This is a genomic window from Limnohabitans sp. INBF002 (genome assembly GCF_027924905.1).
Classification (GTDB): domain Bacteria; phylum Pseudomonadota; class Gammaproteobacteria; order Burkholderiales; family Burkholderiaceae_C; genus Limnohabitans.
Map to the genome: position 1 here is coordinate 934,780 of NZ_AP027055.1, position 16,165 is coordinate 950,944.

At 55.0% G+C, this 16,165-nt stretch carries 15 protein-coding genes; 10 read left to right on the forward strand and 5 right to left on the reverse strand.

The window, feature by feature from the left end; translation table 11 throughout:
- Positions 1-9: 9 nt before the first annotated feature.
- The 3 genes from QMG15_RS04775 to QMG15_RS04785 form a co-directional block, all read right to left on the reverse strand.
- Positions 10-1,656: a PhoH family protein gene (locus QMG15_RS04775; protein ID WP_281789751.1), complete on the reverse strand. Its 1,647-nt coding sequence runs from the start codon at positions 1,654-1,656 to the stop codon at positions 10-12.
- 155 nt (positions 1,657-1,811) lie between these two features.
- Positions 1,812-2,291 carry a peroxiredoxin gene (locus QMG15_RS04780; protein ID WP_108358967.1) on the reverse strand — a complete coding sequence of 160 codons (480 nt, stop codon included), beginning with the start codon at positions 2,289-2,291 and terminating at the stop codon, positions 1,812-1,814.
- A gap of 149 nt (positions 2,292-2,440) precedes the next feature.
- The gene (locus tag QMG15_RS04785) at positions 2,441-2,827 is read right to left on the reverse strand and encodes an Mth938-like domain-containing protein (protein ID WP_108402549.1); all 387 of its coding nucleotides are present in this window, start codon (positions 2,825-2,827) and stop codon (positions 2,441-2,443) included.
- A gap of 64 nt (positions 2,828-2,891) precedes the next feature.
- Here QMG15_RS04785 and QMG15_RS04790 point away from each other — a divergent pair, with 64 nt between their 5' ends.
- The 9 genes from QMG15_RS04790 (at position 2,892) to QMG15_RS04830 (ending at position 13,426) form a co-directional block, all read left to right on the forward strand.
- Positions 2,892-4,115, forward strand: coding sequence for a pyridoxal phosphate-dependent aminotransferase (locus QMG15_RS04790; RefSeq protein WP_281789752.1), 1,224 nt, complete (start codon positions 2,892-2,894; stop codon positions 4,113-4,115).
- Entirely contained in the window at positions 4,112-5,422 is a 1,311-nt protein-coding gene (locus tag QMG15_RS04795) for a homoserine dehydrogenase (protein WP_281789753.1), read from the forward strand. The genes QMG15_RS04790 and QMG15_RS04795 overlap by 4 nt, the downstream gene beginning before the upstream one ends.
- Positions 5,422-6,855: a threonine synthase gene (gene thrC, locus QMG15_RS04800; RefSeq protein WP_281789754.1), complete on the forward strand. Its 1,434-nt coding sequence runs from the start codon at positions 5,422-5,424 to the stop codon at positions 6,853-6,855. The genes QMG15_RS04795 and thrC overlap by 1 nt, the downstream gene beginning before the upstream one ends.
- On the forward strand, positions 6,852-7,382 hold the full coding sequence (gene mobB / locus QMG15_RS04805) for a molybdopterin-guanine dinucleotide biosynthesis protein B (protein ID WP_281789755.1): 531 nt from the start codon (positions 6,852-6,854) through the stop codon (positions 7,380-7,382). The genes thrC and mobB overlap by 4 nt, the downstream gene beginning before the upstream one ends.
- Positions 7,379-8,614, forward strand: coding sequence for a gephyrin-like molybdotransferase Glp (glp, locus tag QMG15_RS04810; RefSeq protein ID WP_281789756.1), 1,236 nt, complete (start codon positions 7,379-7,381; stop codon positions 8,612-8,614). The genes mobB and glp overlap by 4 nt, the downstream gene beginning before the upstream one ends.
- Positions 8,611-8,862 carry a molybdopterin converting factor subunit 1 gene (gene moaD, locus QMG15_RS04815; protein WP_281789757.1) on the forward strand — a complete coding sequence of 84 codons (252 nt, stop codon included), beginning with the start codon at positions 8,611-8,613 and terminating at the stop codon, positions 8,860-8,862. The genes glp and moaD overlap by 4 nt, the downstream gene beginning before the upstream one ends.
- Before the next feature lie 15 nt (positions 8,863-8,877).
- A complete protein-coding gene (moaE, locus tag QMG15_RS04820) occupies positions 8,878-9,360 on the forward strand; it encodes a molybdopterin synthase catalytic subunit MoaE (protein ID WP_281789758.1) in 483 nt (160 codons plus the stop codon).
- 151 nt (positions 9,361-9,511) lie between these two features.
- Entirely contained in the window at positions 9,512-12,115 is a 2,604-nt protein-coding gene (gene clpB / locus QMG15_RS04825) for an ATP-dependent chaperone ClpB (RefSeq protein WP_281789759.1), read from the forward strand.
- Positions 12,116-12,217: 102 nt separating this feature from the next.
- A complete protein-coding gene (locus QMG15_RS04830; protein WP_281789760.1) occupies positions 12,218-13,426 on the forward strand; it encodes an MFS transporter in 1,209 nt (402 codons plus the stop codon).
- A 62-nt stretch (positions 13,427-13,488) separates the two neighbouring features.
- Here QMG15_RS04830 and QMG15_RS04835 read toward each other — a convergent pair whose 3' ends face one another.
- Positions 13,489-13,944, reverse strand: a complete 456-nt coding sequence (locus tag QMG15_RS04835) for an SWIB/MDM2 domain-containing protein (protein ID WP_281790080.1) — start codon at positions 13,942-13,944, stop codon at positions 13,489-13,491.
- 427 nt (positions 13,945-14,371) lie between these two features.
- On the opposite strand from QMG15_RS04835, the gene aceA reads away from it, so the two are divergent.
- The gene (gene aceA, locus QMG15_RS04840; protein ID WP_281789761.1) at positions 14,372-15,703 is read left to right on the forward strand and encodes an isocitrate lyase; all 1,332 of its coding nucleotides are present in this window, start codon (positions 14,372-14,374) and stop codon (positions 15,701-15,703) included.
- Between the two features lie 101 nt (positions 15,704-15,804).
- On the opposite strand, the gene QMG15_RS04845 is transcribed toward aceA, so the two are convergent.
- Positions 15,805-16,158, reverse strand: coding sequence for a DUF4156 domain-containing protein (locus tag QMG15_RS04845; RefSeq protein ID WP_281789762.1), 354 nt, complete (start codon positions 16,156-16,158; stop codon positions 15,805-15,807).
- Positions 16,159-16,165: the final 7 nt, after the last annotated feature.

Genomic DNA, 16,165 nt, shown 5'->3' on the forward strand with positions numbered 1-16,165 from the left:
GGCTAGGCGTCAAAGCACTTCGCTGGCAAAGTCAGCGAGTCGCGAGCGCTCGCCACGGGCCAAGGTGATGTGGCCGCCATGTGGCCAGCCTTTGAAGCGGTCCACCGCGTACGTCAAGCCAGATGAGCCTTCGGTGAGGTAGGGCGTGTCAATCTGTGCCAAGTTTCCCATGCACACAATCTTGGTGCCGGGGCCCGCGCGCGTGATGAGTGTTTTCATTTGCTTGGGCGTCAAGTTTTGCGCTTCATCAATGATGAGGTACTTGTTCAAAAAAGTACGTCCGCGCATGAAGTTCAGGCTCTTGATCTTGATGCGGCTACGAATTAAATCATTCGTGGCAGCACGGCCCCATTCGCCAGCATTGGTTTCAGTTTTTGCCAACACTTCGAGGTTGTCGTCCAATGCGCCCATCCACGGACCCATTTTTTCTTCTTCTGTGCCTGGCAAGAAGCCAATGTCTTCGCCCACGCTCACAGTGGCGCGGGTCATGATGATTTCGGTGTAACGGCGGTCGTCCAACACTTGTGTGAGACCCGCGGCCAAAGCCATCAAGGTTTTACCGGTCCCTGCGGTGCCGGTCAGCGTGACAAAGTCAATCTCGGGATCTGTGAGCAAGTTCATTGCGAAGTTTTGCTCGCGGTTGCGGGTGCTCACGCCCCACACGGCATTTTTGAGGTGCGTGAAGTCCTTGAGTGTTTTCAGCACCACGGTTTTGCCGCGAATCTCAGTCACACGGGCATAGAGGCTAGGCTCACCCGCTGCTTCGTAATACACGAACTGGTTGATGTGCAAGTCGGGTACCAAGGGGCCACTCAAACGGTAATAAGTGTTGCTGCCGCTTTGCCAGCTCTCAACCGATTTGGCATGCTTGATCCAGAAGTCTTCTGGCAAAGCCATGGCGCCTGAATAGAGTAAGTCGCCGTCTTCAAGGGTTTTGTCGTTTTGGTAGTCTTCAGCAGCCAAGCCCAAGGCGCGGGCTTTGACGCGCATGTTGATGTCTTTGGAGACCAACACCACTTCACGCGGTGCGTGCTTGATGCGAAGGGCTTCTACGACGCCCAAAATTTGGTTGTCGGCCTTGCCTTGCGGCAGGCTCGAGGGCAGTGTGAAATCGAGTGGCTCGGTTTGAAAGAACAAACGCCCGCCCACTTCGATGTGACCGGTGCCATCGAGCTTGATGCCTGTGATGATGTCAGCGTTGTGCGACGCGACCAACGCATCAAGGGAGCGGCTCGTTTGACGGGCATTGCGCGCCACTTCGGTCATGCCTTTTTTGTGACCATCCAACTCTTCCAGGACGATCATGGGCAAGAACACATCGTGTTCTTCAAAGCGGAACAAACACATGGGATCGTGCATCAACACGTTGGTGTCGAGCACAAACAGCTTTGTTGGCCCCGTGTGCTTGGCCTTTTTGGGGGCTGCCGTGCGTGCGGGTGCAGCTTTGCGTTCGCCTTTGTACGCGGGGATCGCCTCATGTTTTTGGGTCACTGCGGCTGATGCTTCGCGCGACTGGGGAGGCATGCGTTCTTCGGCGACGTGTTCCTCGTGTCGTGGCGCCGATTTGCGTGTGCTGCGCGATTTGGCGGGTGCCGTATCTAATCCCTCGGTGTTCAACAAGGCGGCGCGTTTGGCTGGGGCTGGAGGCAGTGGCATAGATGAAACTTAAAGAGTTGAAACGCAAAAGACGGACTTAAAAAGCGAAAAAGCCGCCTGGAGGCCAAGGCGGCTTTTCGTTGGAAACGTGTTCGCTTCTGTCAATGTCATGGAGCCACTATAACCGAGCTCTGTGACACTTTATGTGGCTTGTTTCAGGCTGCAGCTTTCTTCAAGGCTTTGACAGCTTTCAATACTTCGTCCACATGGCCCGGTACTTTGAGCCCACGCCATTCTTCTTTGAGCAGGCCATCTGCACCTACCAAAAACGTGCTGCGCTCAATGCCTTTGACTTTTTTGCCGTACATGATTTTGTTTTTCACGACGCCAAACATGTGACACATTTTTTCTTCTGTGTCGGCAATCAACTCAAACGGCAATTCGAGCTTGGTCTTGAACTCGTCGTGCGACTTCATGTTGTCGCGTGACACGCCAAATACCAAGGCACCCGCTTTGACAAAGTCTTTGTACTTGTCGCGGAACTGCATGGCTTCGGTGGTGCAGCCAGGGGTGTTGTCCTTTGGGTAAAAGTACAAGACCATCATTTGGCCTGTGTGCGAGTTGTTGGTAACCTTGATGCCGCCTGTTGCATTGGCTTCAAATTCGGGGAGGGGTTTGTTGACAACAATTGCCATAGCGCTCAATCAGGTGTGACAGTGAAGACAGCCGGATGAAGGAGGCGACTGTCGAGACAGCCTCCTTCCGGCAACCCGCTATTTTAACTTAGAAACCTCGTCTCGATGCGGTTCTTCATGCAGCCATCGTTGCAAAGCGAAGCGTGTTCTTAATCATTACTTGTGACGCTTTCGATGAGCAGCGCTGCAGCAACCTTGCGGCCTTCACCGGCCAAGATGTTGTAGGTGCGGCACGCGGCCTGTGTGTCCATGGTCTCTAGGCCCACACGGCGTTGCATCAGACCCACTTGCCATTCGGGCCTAGGGAAGCGCAAACGTTCGCCGCTGCCGAAGATGACCAACTCAACGTCTAACTCAGCCAGTTGTGCAAAGTGTTGTGGGCCCAAATCTTCAAAATTTTGGCAATGCCAGTCAAGGCGTACGCCTTCAGAGGTGATCAGCACACTGTGCGTGATTTTTTCGCCTTGGATGGCCACCCATCCTGGGCCATAAGCCGTGACGGACTGGGTCTCGATGCGATCGGGTTGTAATTTCATAAATGCCTTGAGATCTGTGGTCAAATTATAGGTTTCACCCCGTAAAAGAGCCCTCGGAGGGACTTTGAAGAAGATCCAAAAATCCAACAAGCTGTCCAACGTCTGTTATGACATTCGCGGTCCCATCATGGACCGAGCGCGTCAAATGGAGGAGGAAGGCCACAAGATCATCAAACTCAACATCGGCAACTTGGCCGTGTTTGGCTTTGATGCGCCTGAAGAAATTCAGCAAGACATGATCCGCAACCTGCCCACCTCGGCGGGCTATTCGGACAGCAAAGGCATTTTTGGCGCCCGCAAAGCGGTGATGCACGAGACGCAAAAGCAAGGCATCAAAGGCGTCACGCTCGATGACATCTACCTTGGCAATGGCGCGAGCGAGCTCATCGTCATGGCCACCAATGGCTTGCTTAACAACGGCGATGAGTTGCTGTTGCCTGCGCCCGACTATCCCTTGTGGACAGCGGCGGTCAGCTTGTCTGGCGGTACGCCTGTGCATTATTTGTGTGACGAAGCGAATGGTTGGATGCCTGACATCGACGACATTCGCTCCAAGATCACCAAGAACACCAAGGGCATTGTGGTCATCAACCCCAATAACCCCACGGGTGCTTTGTACTCAGATGAATTGCTGATGCAAATCGTTGAGCTCGCGCGCAAACACGGCTTGATCATTTTTGCTGACGAGGTTTATGACAAGGTGTTGTACGACGGCGTCAAACACACGCCCATCGCCAGCTTGAGCGAAGACGTGTTGACGCTCACCTTCAACTCGCTGTCCAAGAGCTATCGCTCATGCGGCTACCGCGCAGGTTGGTTGGTGGTGTCGGGCGACAAAAAGCCTGCGGCCGATTACATCGAGGGCCTCAATATGCTCTCGAACATGCGCCTGTGCGCCAACGTGCCAGGGCAATGGGCGATTCAAACCGCCTTGGGTGGCTACCAAAGCATCAACGATTTGGTGGGTGAGGGTGGTCGTTTGCGCAAGCAACGTGACTTGGCCTATGAACTCATCACGGCCATTCCTGGCGTCACGTGCGTGAAGCCGCAAGCCGCGTTGTACATGTTCCCTCGCTTGGACCCCAAGGTGTACCCCATCAAAGACGACCAACAGTTTTTCTTGGAGTTGCTCCAAGAAACCAAGGTCATGTTGGTGCAGGGCACGGGCTTTAACTGGAAGACCACGGACCACTTCCGTATTGTGTTCTTACCCCACGAAGACGACTTGCGTGAGGCCATCTCACGCATCGCAAAATTCTTAGAAAACTACCGAAATAGAAAAGCATGAAACCGATTCAAGTAGGCCTGTTAGGCATTGGCACTGTGGGCAGCGGCACTTATGAAGTGCTCAAACGTAACCAAGAAGAAATCCAACGTCGCGCCGGTCGCGGCATTGAAGTCACCATGGTGGCTGACCTCGATGTGGCACGCGCCAAAAGCATCGTGGGTGCGAATGTGCAAGTGGTGGACGATGCGCGCAAGATCATCGCCAACCCTGACATCGACATCGTGGTCGAACTCATTGGCGGCTACGGCATTGCCAAACAACTCGTGCTCGAAGCCATCGAAGCGGGCAAACATGTGGTCACGGCCAACAAGGCTTTGCTGGCTGTGCACGGCACAGAAATCTTTGCAGCCGCCCACAAAAAGGGCGTGATGGTCGCATTTGAAGCCGCTGTGGCCGGTGGTATTCCGATCATCAAAGCTTTGCGCGAAGGCCTGACGGCCAACCGCATTCAGTGGCTGGCCGGCATCATCAACGGCACGACCAACTTCATCTTGTCTGAGATGCGCGACAAAGGCTTGACCTTTGGCGACGTGCTCAAGCAAGCACAAGCCTTGGGCTATGCCGAAGCTGACCCGACCTTCGACATCGAAGGGGTGGACGCGGCGCACAAAGCCACGCTCATGTCTGCCATTGCGTTTGGCGTGCCTGTGCAGTTTGACAAGGCCTATGTCGAAGGCATCACCAAACTTGAATCACAAGACATCAAATACGCCGAACAACTCGGTTACCGCATCAAGCTGTTGGGTATTTCCAAGCGCACCGCTGCAGGCATTGAACTGCGCGTGCACCCTTGCTTGGTGCCCGCCAAGCGTTTGATTGCCAACGTTGAAGGCGCGATGAATGCGGTGATGGTGCACGCCGATGCCGTGGGCACCACGCTGTACTACGGCAAAGGCGCGGGCAGCGAGCCCACCGCCAGCGCCGTGATTGCAGACTTGGTGGACATCACACGTTTGCACACCGCAGACCCACTCAACCGCGTGCCGCATTTGGCCTTCCAGCCCGACGCGATGAGCAGCTTGCCTATTTTGCCGATGGCTCAAGTGGTCACCAGCTATTACCTGCGTTTGCGCGTGGCCGACCAAGCGGGCGTGCTCGCCAAGGTCACCGGCATTTTGGCCAGCGCCGACATCAGCATTGATGCCGTGTTGCAGCGTGAAGCCGGTGAGGGCGAGAGCCACACCGACCTCATCATCTTGACCCACGATTGCGTGGAAGCCAAGATGAACCAAGCCATCGCTGAGATGCAACAGCTCAGCACCGTGTTGGCCCCGATCACCCGCATCCGCAAAGAAGAGTTGAACTGATGCTGTATTTGTCCACGCGCGGCCATGCCGAGCGCAAGCGTTTTTGTGAAATCCTCCTCGAGGGCTTGGCCCCCGATGGCGGTTTGTATTTGCCCGAGCACTACCCACAGGTGGACGATGCAGCGCTCACGCGTTTGCGCCACACGTTCAACACCCAAGGCTACGCAGCCTTGGCGTTTGAAGTGCTGTCTCTCTACATCGACGACATTCCTGCGGCTGACCTGAAAGCCTTGTGCGCCAAGACCTACACCAAAGATGTGTACGGTACCGAGGCCATCGTGCCGGTGCGCACGTTGGAAGACGGCTTGTTGGTGGAAGCTTTGTCCAACGGCCCCACGCTCGCGTTCAAAGACATGGCCATGCAACTGTTGGGCAACTTGTTTGAGTACGAGTTGGCACGCCGTGGCGAAGAGCTGAATATTTTTGGTGCCACCAGTGGTGACACCGGCAGCGCCGCCGAATACGCCATGCGTGGCAAAAAAGGTGTGCGCGTGTTCATGACCAGCCCACACGGCCGCATGAGCCCCTTCCAGCAAGCGCAAATGTTCAGCTTGATGGACGAGAACATCCACAACATCGCCATCGAAGGTGTGTTTGACGATTGCCAAGATTTGGTCAAAGCCGTGTCCAACGATTTGGACTTCAAAACCAAATACAAAATTGGCACCGTCAACTCCATCAACTGGGCGCGTTTGTTGGCGCAGGTGGTGTACTACTTCGCAGGCTATTTCCAAGCGACCAAGACCAACAGCCAAAAGGTGAGCTTCACTGTGCCCAGTGGCAACTTTGGCAACGTGTGTGCTGGCCATGTGGCCCGCATGATGGGCTTGCCTGTGGACACCCTAGTGGCAGCCACCAACGAAAACGATGTGCTGGACGAGTTCTTCCGCACCGGCGTGTACCGCGTGCGCGGCAGCGCCGACACGCACGAAACCTCTAGCCCGTCGATGGACATTTCCAAGGCCAGCAACTTTGAGCGCTTTGTGTTCGATCTGCTCGGTCGTGATGCCGCGTTGACCAAAGACTTGTTTGGCGCGCAAATCTTGAAGAACGGGAAGTTCGACCTGAGTGGCAACCCGCATTTCGCAGAAGCTGCCACGCGCTACGGTTTTGCCAGCGGCAAGAGCACACACGCCAACCGTTTGGCCACCATCCAAGACGTGCACAAGCGCTTTGGTGAAATGATCGACACGCACACGGCTGACGGCGTGAAAGTGGCGCGTGAGCACCTCAAGGCTGGTGTGCCCATGATTGTTTTGGAAACTGCGTTGCCCATCAAATTTGCCGCCACCATCGTGGAAGCCTTGGGTCAAGAGCCCCATCGCCCAGCCAAGTTTGAAGGCATCGAAGCTTTGCCAAAGCGTGTGCAGGTGATGAAGGCAGATGTGGCGCAAATCAAAGCCTACATCGCCAAGCACTGCGACCTCGCATGAAGGTCGTCGCCTTTGCCGGTTATTCCGGCTCAGGAAAAACCACCTTGGTGGAGCAGTTGATTGGTTGCATGCGCATGCGTGGGCTTCGCGTGTCGGTGGTCAAACACGCGCACCACAACTTTGACATCGACAAGCCCGGCAAGGACAGCTGGCGTCACCGCGAAGCGGGCGCGTTTGAGGTGCTGGTGGCATCCAACCAACGTTTGGTGTTGCAGCGACAGTTTGAGCAGCCTGCGCAGCTCTCTGTGCACCACCTGTTGGCCGAGGTGTACGACGGCGTGGATTGGGTCTTGGTCGAAGGCTTTAAGAAGAGCGATTTGCTCAAGGTCGAGGTCTGGCGCAAAGCCTCTGAGCAGCCCGTGCGCTACCCCGAGGACGACTTTGTGGTGGCCATCGCCACCGATTCGCCACAAGATCTGCCAGAGGCCACGCAACGTCCTGTGCTCGACTTGAACGATGCCTACGCCATCACTGAGTGGCTGGTCGCCAACCAAGACCGTTTCGAATACAACCCGCCTTTGCTATGACCCGTCCTGCTTTGCTTTCACTCGATGACGCGTTGCCGCAATTGCTGGCGCAAGCTCAAGTATTGACAGGCGTGCAATCGGTTTCTACCTTTGAAGCCGATGGCCGCGTGCTGGCGCAAGACGTGGTTGCTGCCTTGCAAGTCCCGCCTCAGGACAACAGCTCGATGGACGGCTATGCGTTGCGTGCAACAGATTGCGCGCAAGCAGGCGCGGTGCTACGCGTGACGCAGCGCATTCCAGCGGGCACATACGGCACGCAGCTCCATGCAGGCGAGGCCGCGCGCATCTTCACGGGCGCCCCCATTCCCCCCGGTGCCGATGCCGTGGTGATGCAAGAAGACTGTGAAGCCTTAGAAGGCGAACACGTCAAAGTGAACAAGGCCGTGCCCGCAGGGCAGTGGGTTCGACGCTCGGGTGAGGATGTCACACGCGGCGCCACGGTGCTCACCCAAGGCACGCGCTTGACGCCCGCTGAGTTGGGTTTGGCAGCCAGCATTGGTTTGGCACAGTTGCAAGTGTCTGCGCGTCCACGCGTGGCCTTGTTCTCGACGGGCGATGAGTTAGTCATGCCCGGCGATGTGGCCCCTGAAGCCATGCCTGCTGGTGCGATTTACAACTCCAACCGTTTCTTCTTGCGCGCCATGTTGCAGCGCTTGGGTTGCGAGGTGACCGATCTGGGCATCGTGCCCGACAAGCGCGACGCCACCATTGCCGCTTTGCGTGATGCAGCTTTGCACCACGATTTGATTTTGACCAGCGGTGGTGTGTCGGTGGGTGAAGAAGATCACATCAAACCCGCGGTGGAGAGCTTGGGCGAGTTGAAGCTGTGGCAACTGGCCATCAAGCCCGGCAAGCCCTTTGCTTACGGCAAGGTGAACCGTGATGGTGACGCTTGTCACTTCATGGGCTTACCCGGCAACCCCGTGTCTAGCTTTGTGACGTTTTTATTGTTGGTTCGTCCGTTTGTGTTGGCCTTGCAAGGCGTGACGCAGACAGACGTGAAGCGCACCGAAATGACGGCCCATTTCGATTGGCCCCGCGCTGACAAGCGCCGCGAGTTCTTGCGTGTCAAACGCAACGCGCAAGGCGGCTTGGATTTGTTCCCCAACCAAAGCTCTGGCGTGCTCACTTCCGCTGTGTGGGGCGATGGCGTGGTGGATAACCCTGCTGGGCAAACCATTTCAAAAGGCGATACCGTTCGCTTTATTTCCTTTGCGGAGTGGCTGGCATGAAGGTCAATCTCAAATACTTTGCATCCATTCGCGAAGCCATCGGACAGGGCAGCGAAAGCGTGGGTACACAAGCTGCCACGCTTCAAGCTTTGCGCGACGAGCTGATTGCTCGTGGGGGTGCCTACGCCGAAGTGCTGGCCCATGGCCGCGCCGTGCGCATGGCCTTGAACCAGGACCTGTGTGATGCGTCTGCCGCATTGAGCGACGGTTGCGAAGTGGCCTTCTTTCCGCCTGTCACCGGCGGCTAAACCCAGAGGCGCGCCATGTCATTCACCGTCAGCATCCAAACCCAAGACTTTGATGTGAGCCAAGAACTTGCCTCCTTGCGTGCGTGCGATGCCCGCGTGGGGGCGGTGTGTTCGTTTTTAGGCACGGTGCGCGAGCGTAATGACGGAAGCTCGGTGGCCAGCATGGAGCTGGAACACTACCCAGGCATGACTGAAAAATCCATCGCGGCCATGATGGACGAGGCTAAGACGCGCTTTGATATTTTCGCTGCCCGCGTGATTCACCGCGTGGGTTTGCTGCATCCTGAAGACCAAATTGTGTTTGTGGCCGTCACATCAGCCCACCGCGGCGAGAGCTTCAAGGCCTGCGAGTTTTTGATGGATTACCTCAAGACCCAAGCGCCGTTCTGGAAAAAAGAAGTCACGCCCGAAGGCGCACGCTGGGTCGATGCCCGCGTGAGCGACGACCAAGCTTTGGCGCGCTGGGGTATTAAAGCGAGCAATTCCGCTACGCCCTAAAGACGTGCGCCACCGCACTGACGGATGTGTGAGTGGATGGTTGAATCTGTGCTGCTTTGACCCATGTCAAAGTCGCCAGCAGCACGGCCACTTGAAATAGTCGGCAGCAGCCTCAAATACTGGCTAATTCAACAAATTTCTCGGAGTTTCCATGCGTATTGACAAACTCACCACCAAGTTCCAAGAAGCCTTGGGCGACGCACAGTCGCTCGCGCTTGGGGGCGATCACGCTTACATCGAACCTTCCCATGTGTTAGTCGCCATGTTGCGCCAAGACGATGGCCCTAAATCGCTCTTGCAACGTGCGGGCGCCAATGTGTCGGGCTTGTTGTCTGCTGCGGAAGACGCCATGAACCGCTTGCCCAAGGTCGAAGGCCAGGACCAGGTGCAAGTGGGACGCGACACCGTGTCCTTGGTTCAAGCGGCTGAAAAAGAAGCGATTAAGCGGGGCGACCAATTCGTGGCCAGTGAGTTGTTTTTGCTTGCCATGTGCGACAACAAAGGTCACTGGGGCAAGCTGGCGACTCAAAACGGTTTGAGCCGTAAGTCTTTAGAGGCAGCGGTCACGGCGGTGCGCGGCGGCCAAAAAGTAGACAACGCGGAGAGCGAAGGCCAACGCGAGTCCTTGAAAAAATACTGCATGGACCTGACCGAGCGTGCGCGTCAAGGCAAGCTCGACCCTGTGATTGGTCGTGACGATGAAATTCGCCGTGCCATTCAGGTGCTGCAGCGTCGCAGCAAAAACAACCCTGTTCTCATCGGTGAGCCAGGGGTGGGCAAGACCGCGATTGTGGAGGGCTTGGCCCAACGGATCGTGGCAGGCGAGGTGCCCGATTCCCTCAAAGGCAAGCGTGTGTTGTCGCTGGACATGGCCGCTTTGTTGGCCGGTGCGAAATACCGCGGCGAGTTTGAAGAGCGTCTGAAAAGCGTGCTCAAAGAACTGGCGCAAGACGAAGGCCAAACCATTGTGTTCATCGATGAGCTGCACACCATGGTGGGCGCTGGCAAGGCCGATGGCGCGATGGATGCAGGCAACATGCTCAAGCCCGCCTTGGCGCGTGGCGAATTGCATTGCGTGGGTGCGACCACCCTAGACGAATACCGTAAGTACATCGAAAAAGATGCGGCCTTAGAGCGTCGTTTCCAAAAAATCATCGTCGGCGAACCCACCGTCGAAGCCACGATTGCGATTTTGCGTGGCTTGCAAGAGAAGTATGAAGTGCACCATGGTGTAGAAATTACCGACCCCGCCATCGTGGCGGCAGCCGAGTTGAGCCATCGCTACATCACTGACCGTTTCTTGCCTGACAAAGCGATTGATTTGATTGACGAGGCTGCCGCCAAAATCAAAATTGAAATCGACTCCAAGCCCGAGGTGATGGACAAGCTAGACCGTCGCCTGATTCAGCTCAAGATTGAGCGCGAAGCTGTGCGCAAAGAAAAAGACGAAGCTTCGCAAAAGCGCATGGAGTTGCTCGAAGAAGAGATTGAAAAGATTGGCAAAGAGTACGCCGACTTGGACGAGATTTGGAAGGCTGAAAAGTCTTCTGCTCACGGCGGTGCGCAAATCAAAGAAGAGATTGACCGTCTGCGCCATCAAATTGAAGAACTCACCCGCAAGGGCGATTTCAACAAAGTGGCCGAATTGCAATACGGCAAGTTGCCCGAGCTTGAAAAGCGGATGAAAGAAGCCAACGCCCGCGAAAGCGGCAAGACGGCTGCGGCCGGCGGCCATCGCTTGCTGCGCACACAAGTGGGCGCTGAAGAAATTGCCGAAGTCGTGGCGCGTGCCACGGGCATTCCTGTGTCCAAGCTGATGCAAGGCGAACGCGACAAACTCTTGCAGATGGAAGACAAGTTGCATGACCGCGTGGTGGGCCAAGAAGAAGCCATCACCGCCGTGGCCAATGCCATCCGTCGCTCGCGTGCAGGCTTGGGCGACCCCAACCGCCCTACAGGTTCGTTCTTGTTCCTCGGCCCAACGGGTGTGGGTAAAACCGAGCTGTGCAAGGCCTTGGCAGGTTTCTTGTTTGACAGCGAAGACCACATGATCCGCATCGACATGAGTGAGTTCATGGAGAAGCACTCGGTCAGTCGCTTGGTAGGCGCGCCCCCCGGCTACGTGGGCTATGACGAGGGTGGTTACTTGACCGAAGCCGTGCGCCGTAACCCCTACAGCGTGCTGTTGCTGGACGAGGTGGAGAAGGCGCATCCCGATGTGTTCAACATCTTGTTGCAGGTGCTCGACGATGGCCGCTTGACCGATGGCCAAGGCCGCACGGTGGACTTTAAAAACACCGTCATCGTGATGACGTCCAACATTGGCTCGCCCATCATTCAGAGCATGGTGGGCCAAGACGCGCAAGACATCAAAGACGCGGTGTGGGATGAACTCAAGTCGCACTTCCGTCCTGAGTTTTTGAACCGCATTGACGAGACCGTGGTGTTCCACGCTTTGGATGCCGAGCACATTGCCAGCATCGCGGGCATTCAGCTCAAGATTTTGGGTGCGCGTTTGACCAAGATGGACTTGACCTTGGATGTGTCGCCTGCCGCTTTGGCTGAACTGGCGAAGGTAGGCTTTGACCCCGTGTTTGGTGCGCGTCCTCTGAAGCGCGCCATTCAGCAGCGCATCGAAAACCCGTTGTCCAAATTGTTATTGGAGGGCAAGTTCTTGCCCAAAGACACGATTGCGGTCAACGTCGATCCCGTGCGTGCGCCCGGCGAGTTTGCGTTCACCAAAGCAGAGGTTTGACCCCAGGCAGGTGAGGGGACTTGTCCCCCAGTCGACGACCTTAGTCAAGCGCAGCAGTTAGGATAGATGCTCCTCAGTTGCTGCGCTTTTCTGTATCTGTTTATGTCTACCCTGACTCAAATCTCAAGACCTTGGCGTGACGACGCAACCGTGATCGGTTTGGTAGGCATTGCTCATGCCAGCTCGCATTTTTCACACTTGCTGTTGCCGCTGATGTTTCCGGTTTTCATGACCACTTTTGGTCTGAGTTACTCGGAACTCGGCTTTTTGATGACTGTATTTTTTGTCGTCTCGGGGATGGGGCAAGCTTCCGCGGGCTTTGTGGTGGATCGATTTGGCGCACGTCCTGTGCTGTTTGCTTCATTGGTCATCTTGGCCTTGGGCTGCTTGGCAGTTGCGGCAGCGCAAAGCTATTTGGGCCTGATGATGGGGGCTGCTTGTTTGGGGCTTGGCAACTGTGCGTTCCACCCGGTTGATTTCACTATTTTGAATCAGAAGGTGTCTGCCCCACGCTTGGGCTATGCATTCAGTGCGCACGGATTGACAGGCAATTTGGGCTGGGCCCTTGCGCCTGTCTTTATGGTGGGCTTGAGTGCGGCATTCGGGTGGCGCACAGCTTATGTAGGGGCGGCTGGCTTGTTTTTGGCCATCTTTGTGTTGCTGGTTTGGCAGCGCGAGCTCTTACTGGCTGAGGTGGTTGATCACAAGCAAGATGCTGCGGGCGTTAGCACACTGGCGTTTTTAAAAATTCCCGTGGTGTGGTGGTGCTTTGGTTTCTTTTTGTTGTCCACCATGACGTTGGCTGTGGTGCAAAGCTTTGCTGTTTCGATTCTGCAAGCCATGCACAGTGTGACGTTTGAAGCAGCCACTTTTACTTTGACAGCGTACATGTTGTGTGCGGCTGCAGGCATGTTTGTTGGTGGTTTTGTAGCGGCGCGCTGGCCGCGCCACAGCGACAAAGTGGTTGCCAGTTGTATGACGGTTGCCGCTTTATTCATGGCCCTGTGTGGTAGCGGCATCTTTGACGCCACGGCCACAATGACCATCTTGGCGGCTACAGGCTTGGCGATTGGTGTGGGCGGGCCTTCGCGCGACATGATGATCAAAAAGGCGACACCGAAAGGCGCCACAGGTCGGGTTTACGGCATGGTGTATTCAGGCTTAGATGTGGGCTTTGCGATTTCGCCGTTGATTTTTGGTGTGTTCATGGACCATGGCTGGTATGGTGCGACCCTATTGGGCGCTGCCTTGGTGTTGCTGCTGAGTGTGGTGGTCGCTTTAGGCGTGGGACGTCGAACTGTGCAGGCATGAGTTGATCTTTATGCATAAAAAAAGGGACCGTCAGGTCCCTTTTTTGTTTCAGCAAAACTGAATTACTTCAGGTGTTTGCCGATCAAGCCAGCCAATTCAAACATCGTGACTTGAGCTTTGCCGAACACGGACTTGAGCTTCTCGTCAGCGTTGATGTTGCGCTTGTTCACGCTGTCTTGCAGGCCATGCTTTTTGATGTATGTCCACATCTTGCTGACCACTTCAGTACGTGGCACGGGTGTGCTGCCAATCACAGCAGCCAAAGCGGCGCTAGGTGTGAGCGCTTTCATGAACGCTGCGTTAGGCGTACGCTTTTTAGCAGGTGCTTTTTTGGCTGCAACTTTTTTCGCTGGGGCTTTTTTAGCAACAACTTTTTTAGCTGCTACTTTCTTAGCGGGAGCAGCTTTCTTAGCTGCAACCTTTTTTGCAGGAGCCGCTTTTTTAGCTGCTACTTTCTTAGCGGGAGCAGCTTTCTTTGCTGCTACTTTTTTAGCCGGAGCTTTTTTTGCAGTTGCCATGGTTGATTTCCTTCTAGAAGTGTTTGTTATCAAGCCTTAGAGATATCGCTCTAGACCAATGCGGATGCTAATTGAGAACGCGCGTCTTTCCAAGCTAAAAACGACTTTTTTCTCTGGAGAATGTTGTTTTTTGTGAGTGTGCTTTGCTGCGCACCGAGTTGATGCGCTCGCACGCCTTATTTGTGATCGAGAGGCACATCGCCTTAATGTCGAAAATGATTTTCACATTGCGGTAAATTGACTTGCTGCACTGCAATAATTTTTCTTGATATGAGAAATTGAATTTCATAATTCAGAATATGTTTTGTAACTTGTTGTTTTAATTGAGAATAAATATATTCTTATATAAGACATAAGATGCGAATCAACTCTTATAGAAGACTTATAGTTGATCCATCGTCAACCACTTAACTTCCTGGAGTGAACCATGCCTCAATCACTGAACGAACAACTCAGCCGCGAACAACAAATTGCCGCCCTCGAAAAAGACTGGGCCACCAACCCACGCTGGAAAGGCGTGAAGCGTGGTTACTCTGCTGCTGACGTTGTGCGTTTGCGCGGCAGCATGCCTATCGAGCACACACTCGCCAAGCGCGGTGCTGAAAAGCTCTGGGAAAAAGTCAACGGCGGCGCCAAGAAAGGCTACGTCAACGCATTCGGCGCCATCTCTGCAGGTCAAGCCATGCAACAAGCCAAAGCGGGTTTGGAAGCTGTGTACTTGTCAGGCTGGCAAGTTGCTGCTGACGGCAACACGTCAGAGACCATGTACCCAGACCAATCGCTCTACGCGTATGACTCGGTGCCCACCATGGTTCGCCGCATCAACAACACCTTCAAGCGTGCTGACGAAATTCAATGGGGCCGTGGCGTCAACCCAGGCGACAAAGAATTCATCGACTACTTCTTGCCCATCGTGGCTGACGCTGAAGCCGGTTTCGGCGGCGTGTTGAACGCTTTCGAGTTGATGAAGAACATGATCTCTGCTGGCGCTGCTGGCGTTCACTTCGAAGACCAATTGGCTGCTGTGAAGAAATGCGGTCACATGGGCGGCAAAGTGTTGGTGCCCACACAAGAAGCTTGCGAGAAATTGATCTCTGCACGTTTCGCAGCTGACGTCATGGGTACATCCACCATCGTGTTGGCCCGTACCGATGCTGAAGCCGCTAACTTGATCACTTCTGATCACGATGCCAACGACAAGCCTTTCTTGACTGGCGAGCGCACACAAGAAGGTTTCTACCGCGTCAAAAACGGTTTGGAACAAGCCATCAGCCGCGGCGTTGCATACGCGCCTTACGCTGACTTGGTGTGGTGCGAAACAGGCGTGCCAGACATTGGCTTCGCTCGCGAATTCGCACAAGCTGTGCACGCTGCATGCCCAGGCAAGCTGTTGTCTTACAACTGCTCACCTTCTTTCAACTGGAAGAAGAACCTCAACGACAGCCAAATCGCTTCGTTCCAAGAAGACTTGTCAGCATTGGGCTACAAGTACCAGTTCATCACCTTGGCTGGTATCCACATCAACTGGTACAACACCTTCCAGTTCGCCAATGCATACGCCAACGGCGAAGGCATGAAGCACTACGTCAACATGGTGCAAGAGCCTGAATTCGCAGCGCGCGACAAGGGTTACACCTTCGTGTCACACCAACAAGAAGTGGGCGCAGGCTACTTCGACGACGTGACGACTGTGATCCAAGGCGGTTCATCTTCTGTGAAAGCCCTCACAGGTTCTACGGAAGAAGAGCAGTTCCACTAAGCACTTCAATTGAGAGATGGCCTGAGAAGGCTGTCTCTTGGTTTGAATAGGGTTGAAACCACTCAACGCGCGAGCGTTGGGTGGTTTTTTTATTTAGGCGATCAGCGCTTGCATTTGTAGACAGCAAATATCTGCTTGCCAAATTCAGGCGCGGCATCTTTCACCAGTGTGTCGCCGCCTAATTCCACCGCATTGTTTTGCCCAAGCTGCAGCAAGTTGGCCTCTACGGCATCCGCGTCGCGGTTGTAGATGCCCACTTTGGTGACGACGTTCACATTGACTTTGCCAAGTGACTGACAGTGCGTCACTTGATTGCTTTTCATGAGCAGCACGCGTTCAGAGCCTGCGGCTGGTTTGAGGAAGCTGTTGGCGCACCCCATCAACAAGGATGTCGAGATGATGCAGCCACTGAGAAGCTTCAACTTCGTTGTGCATATTCCTGCATTGAGTGTCATGTGGTGA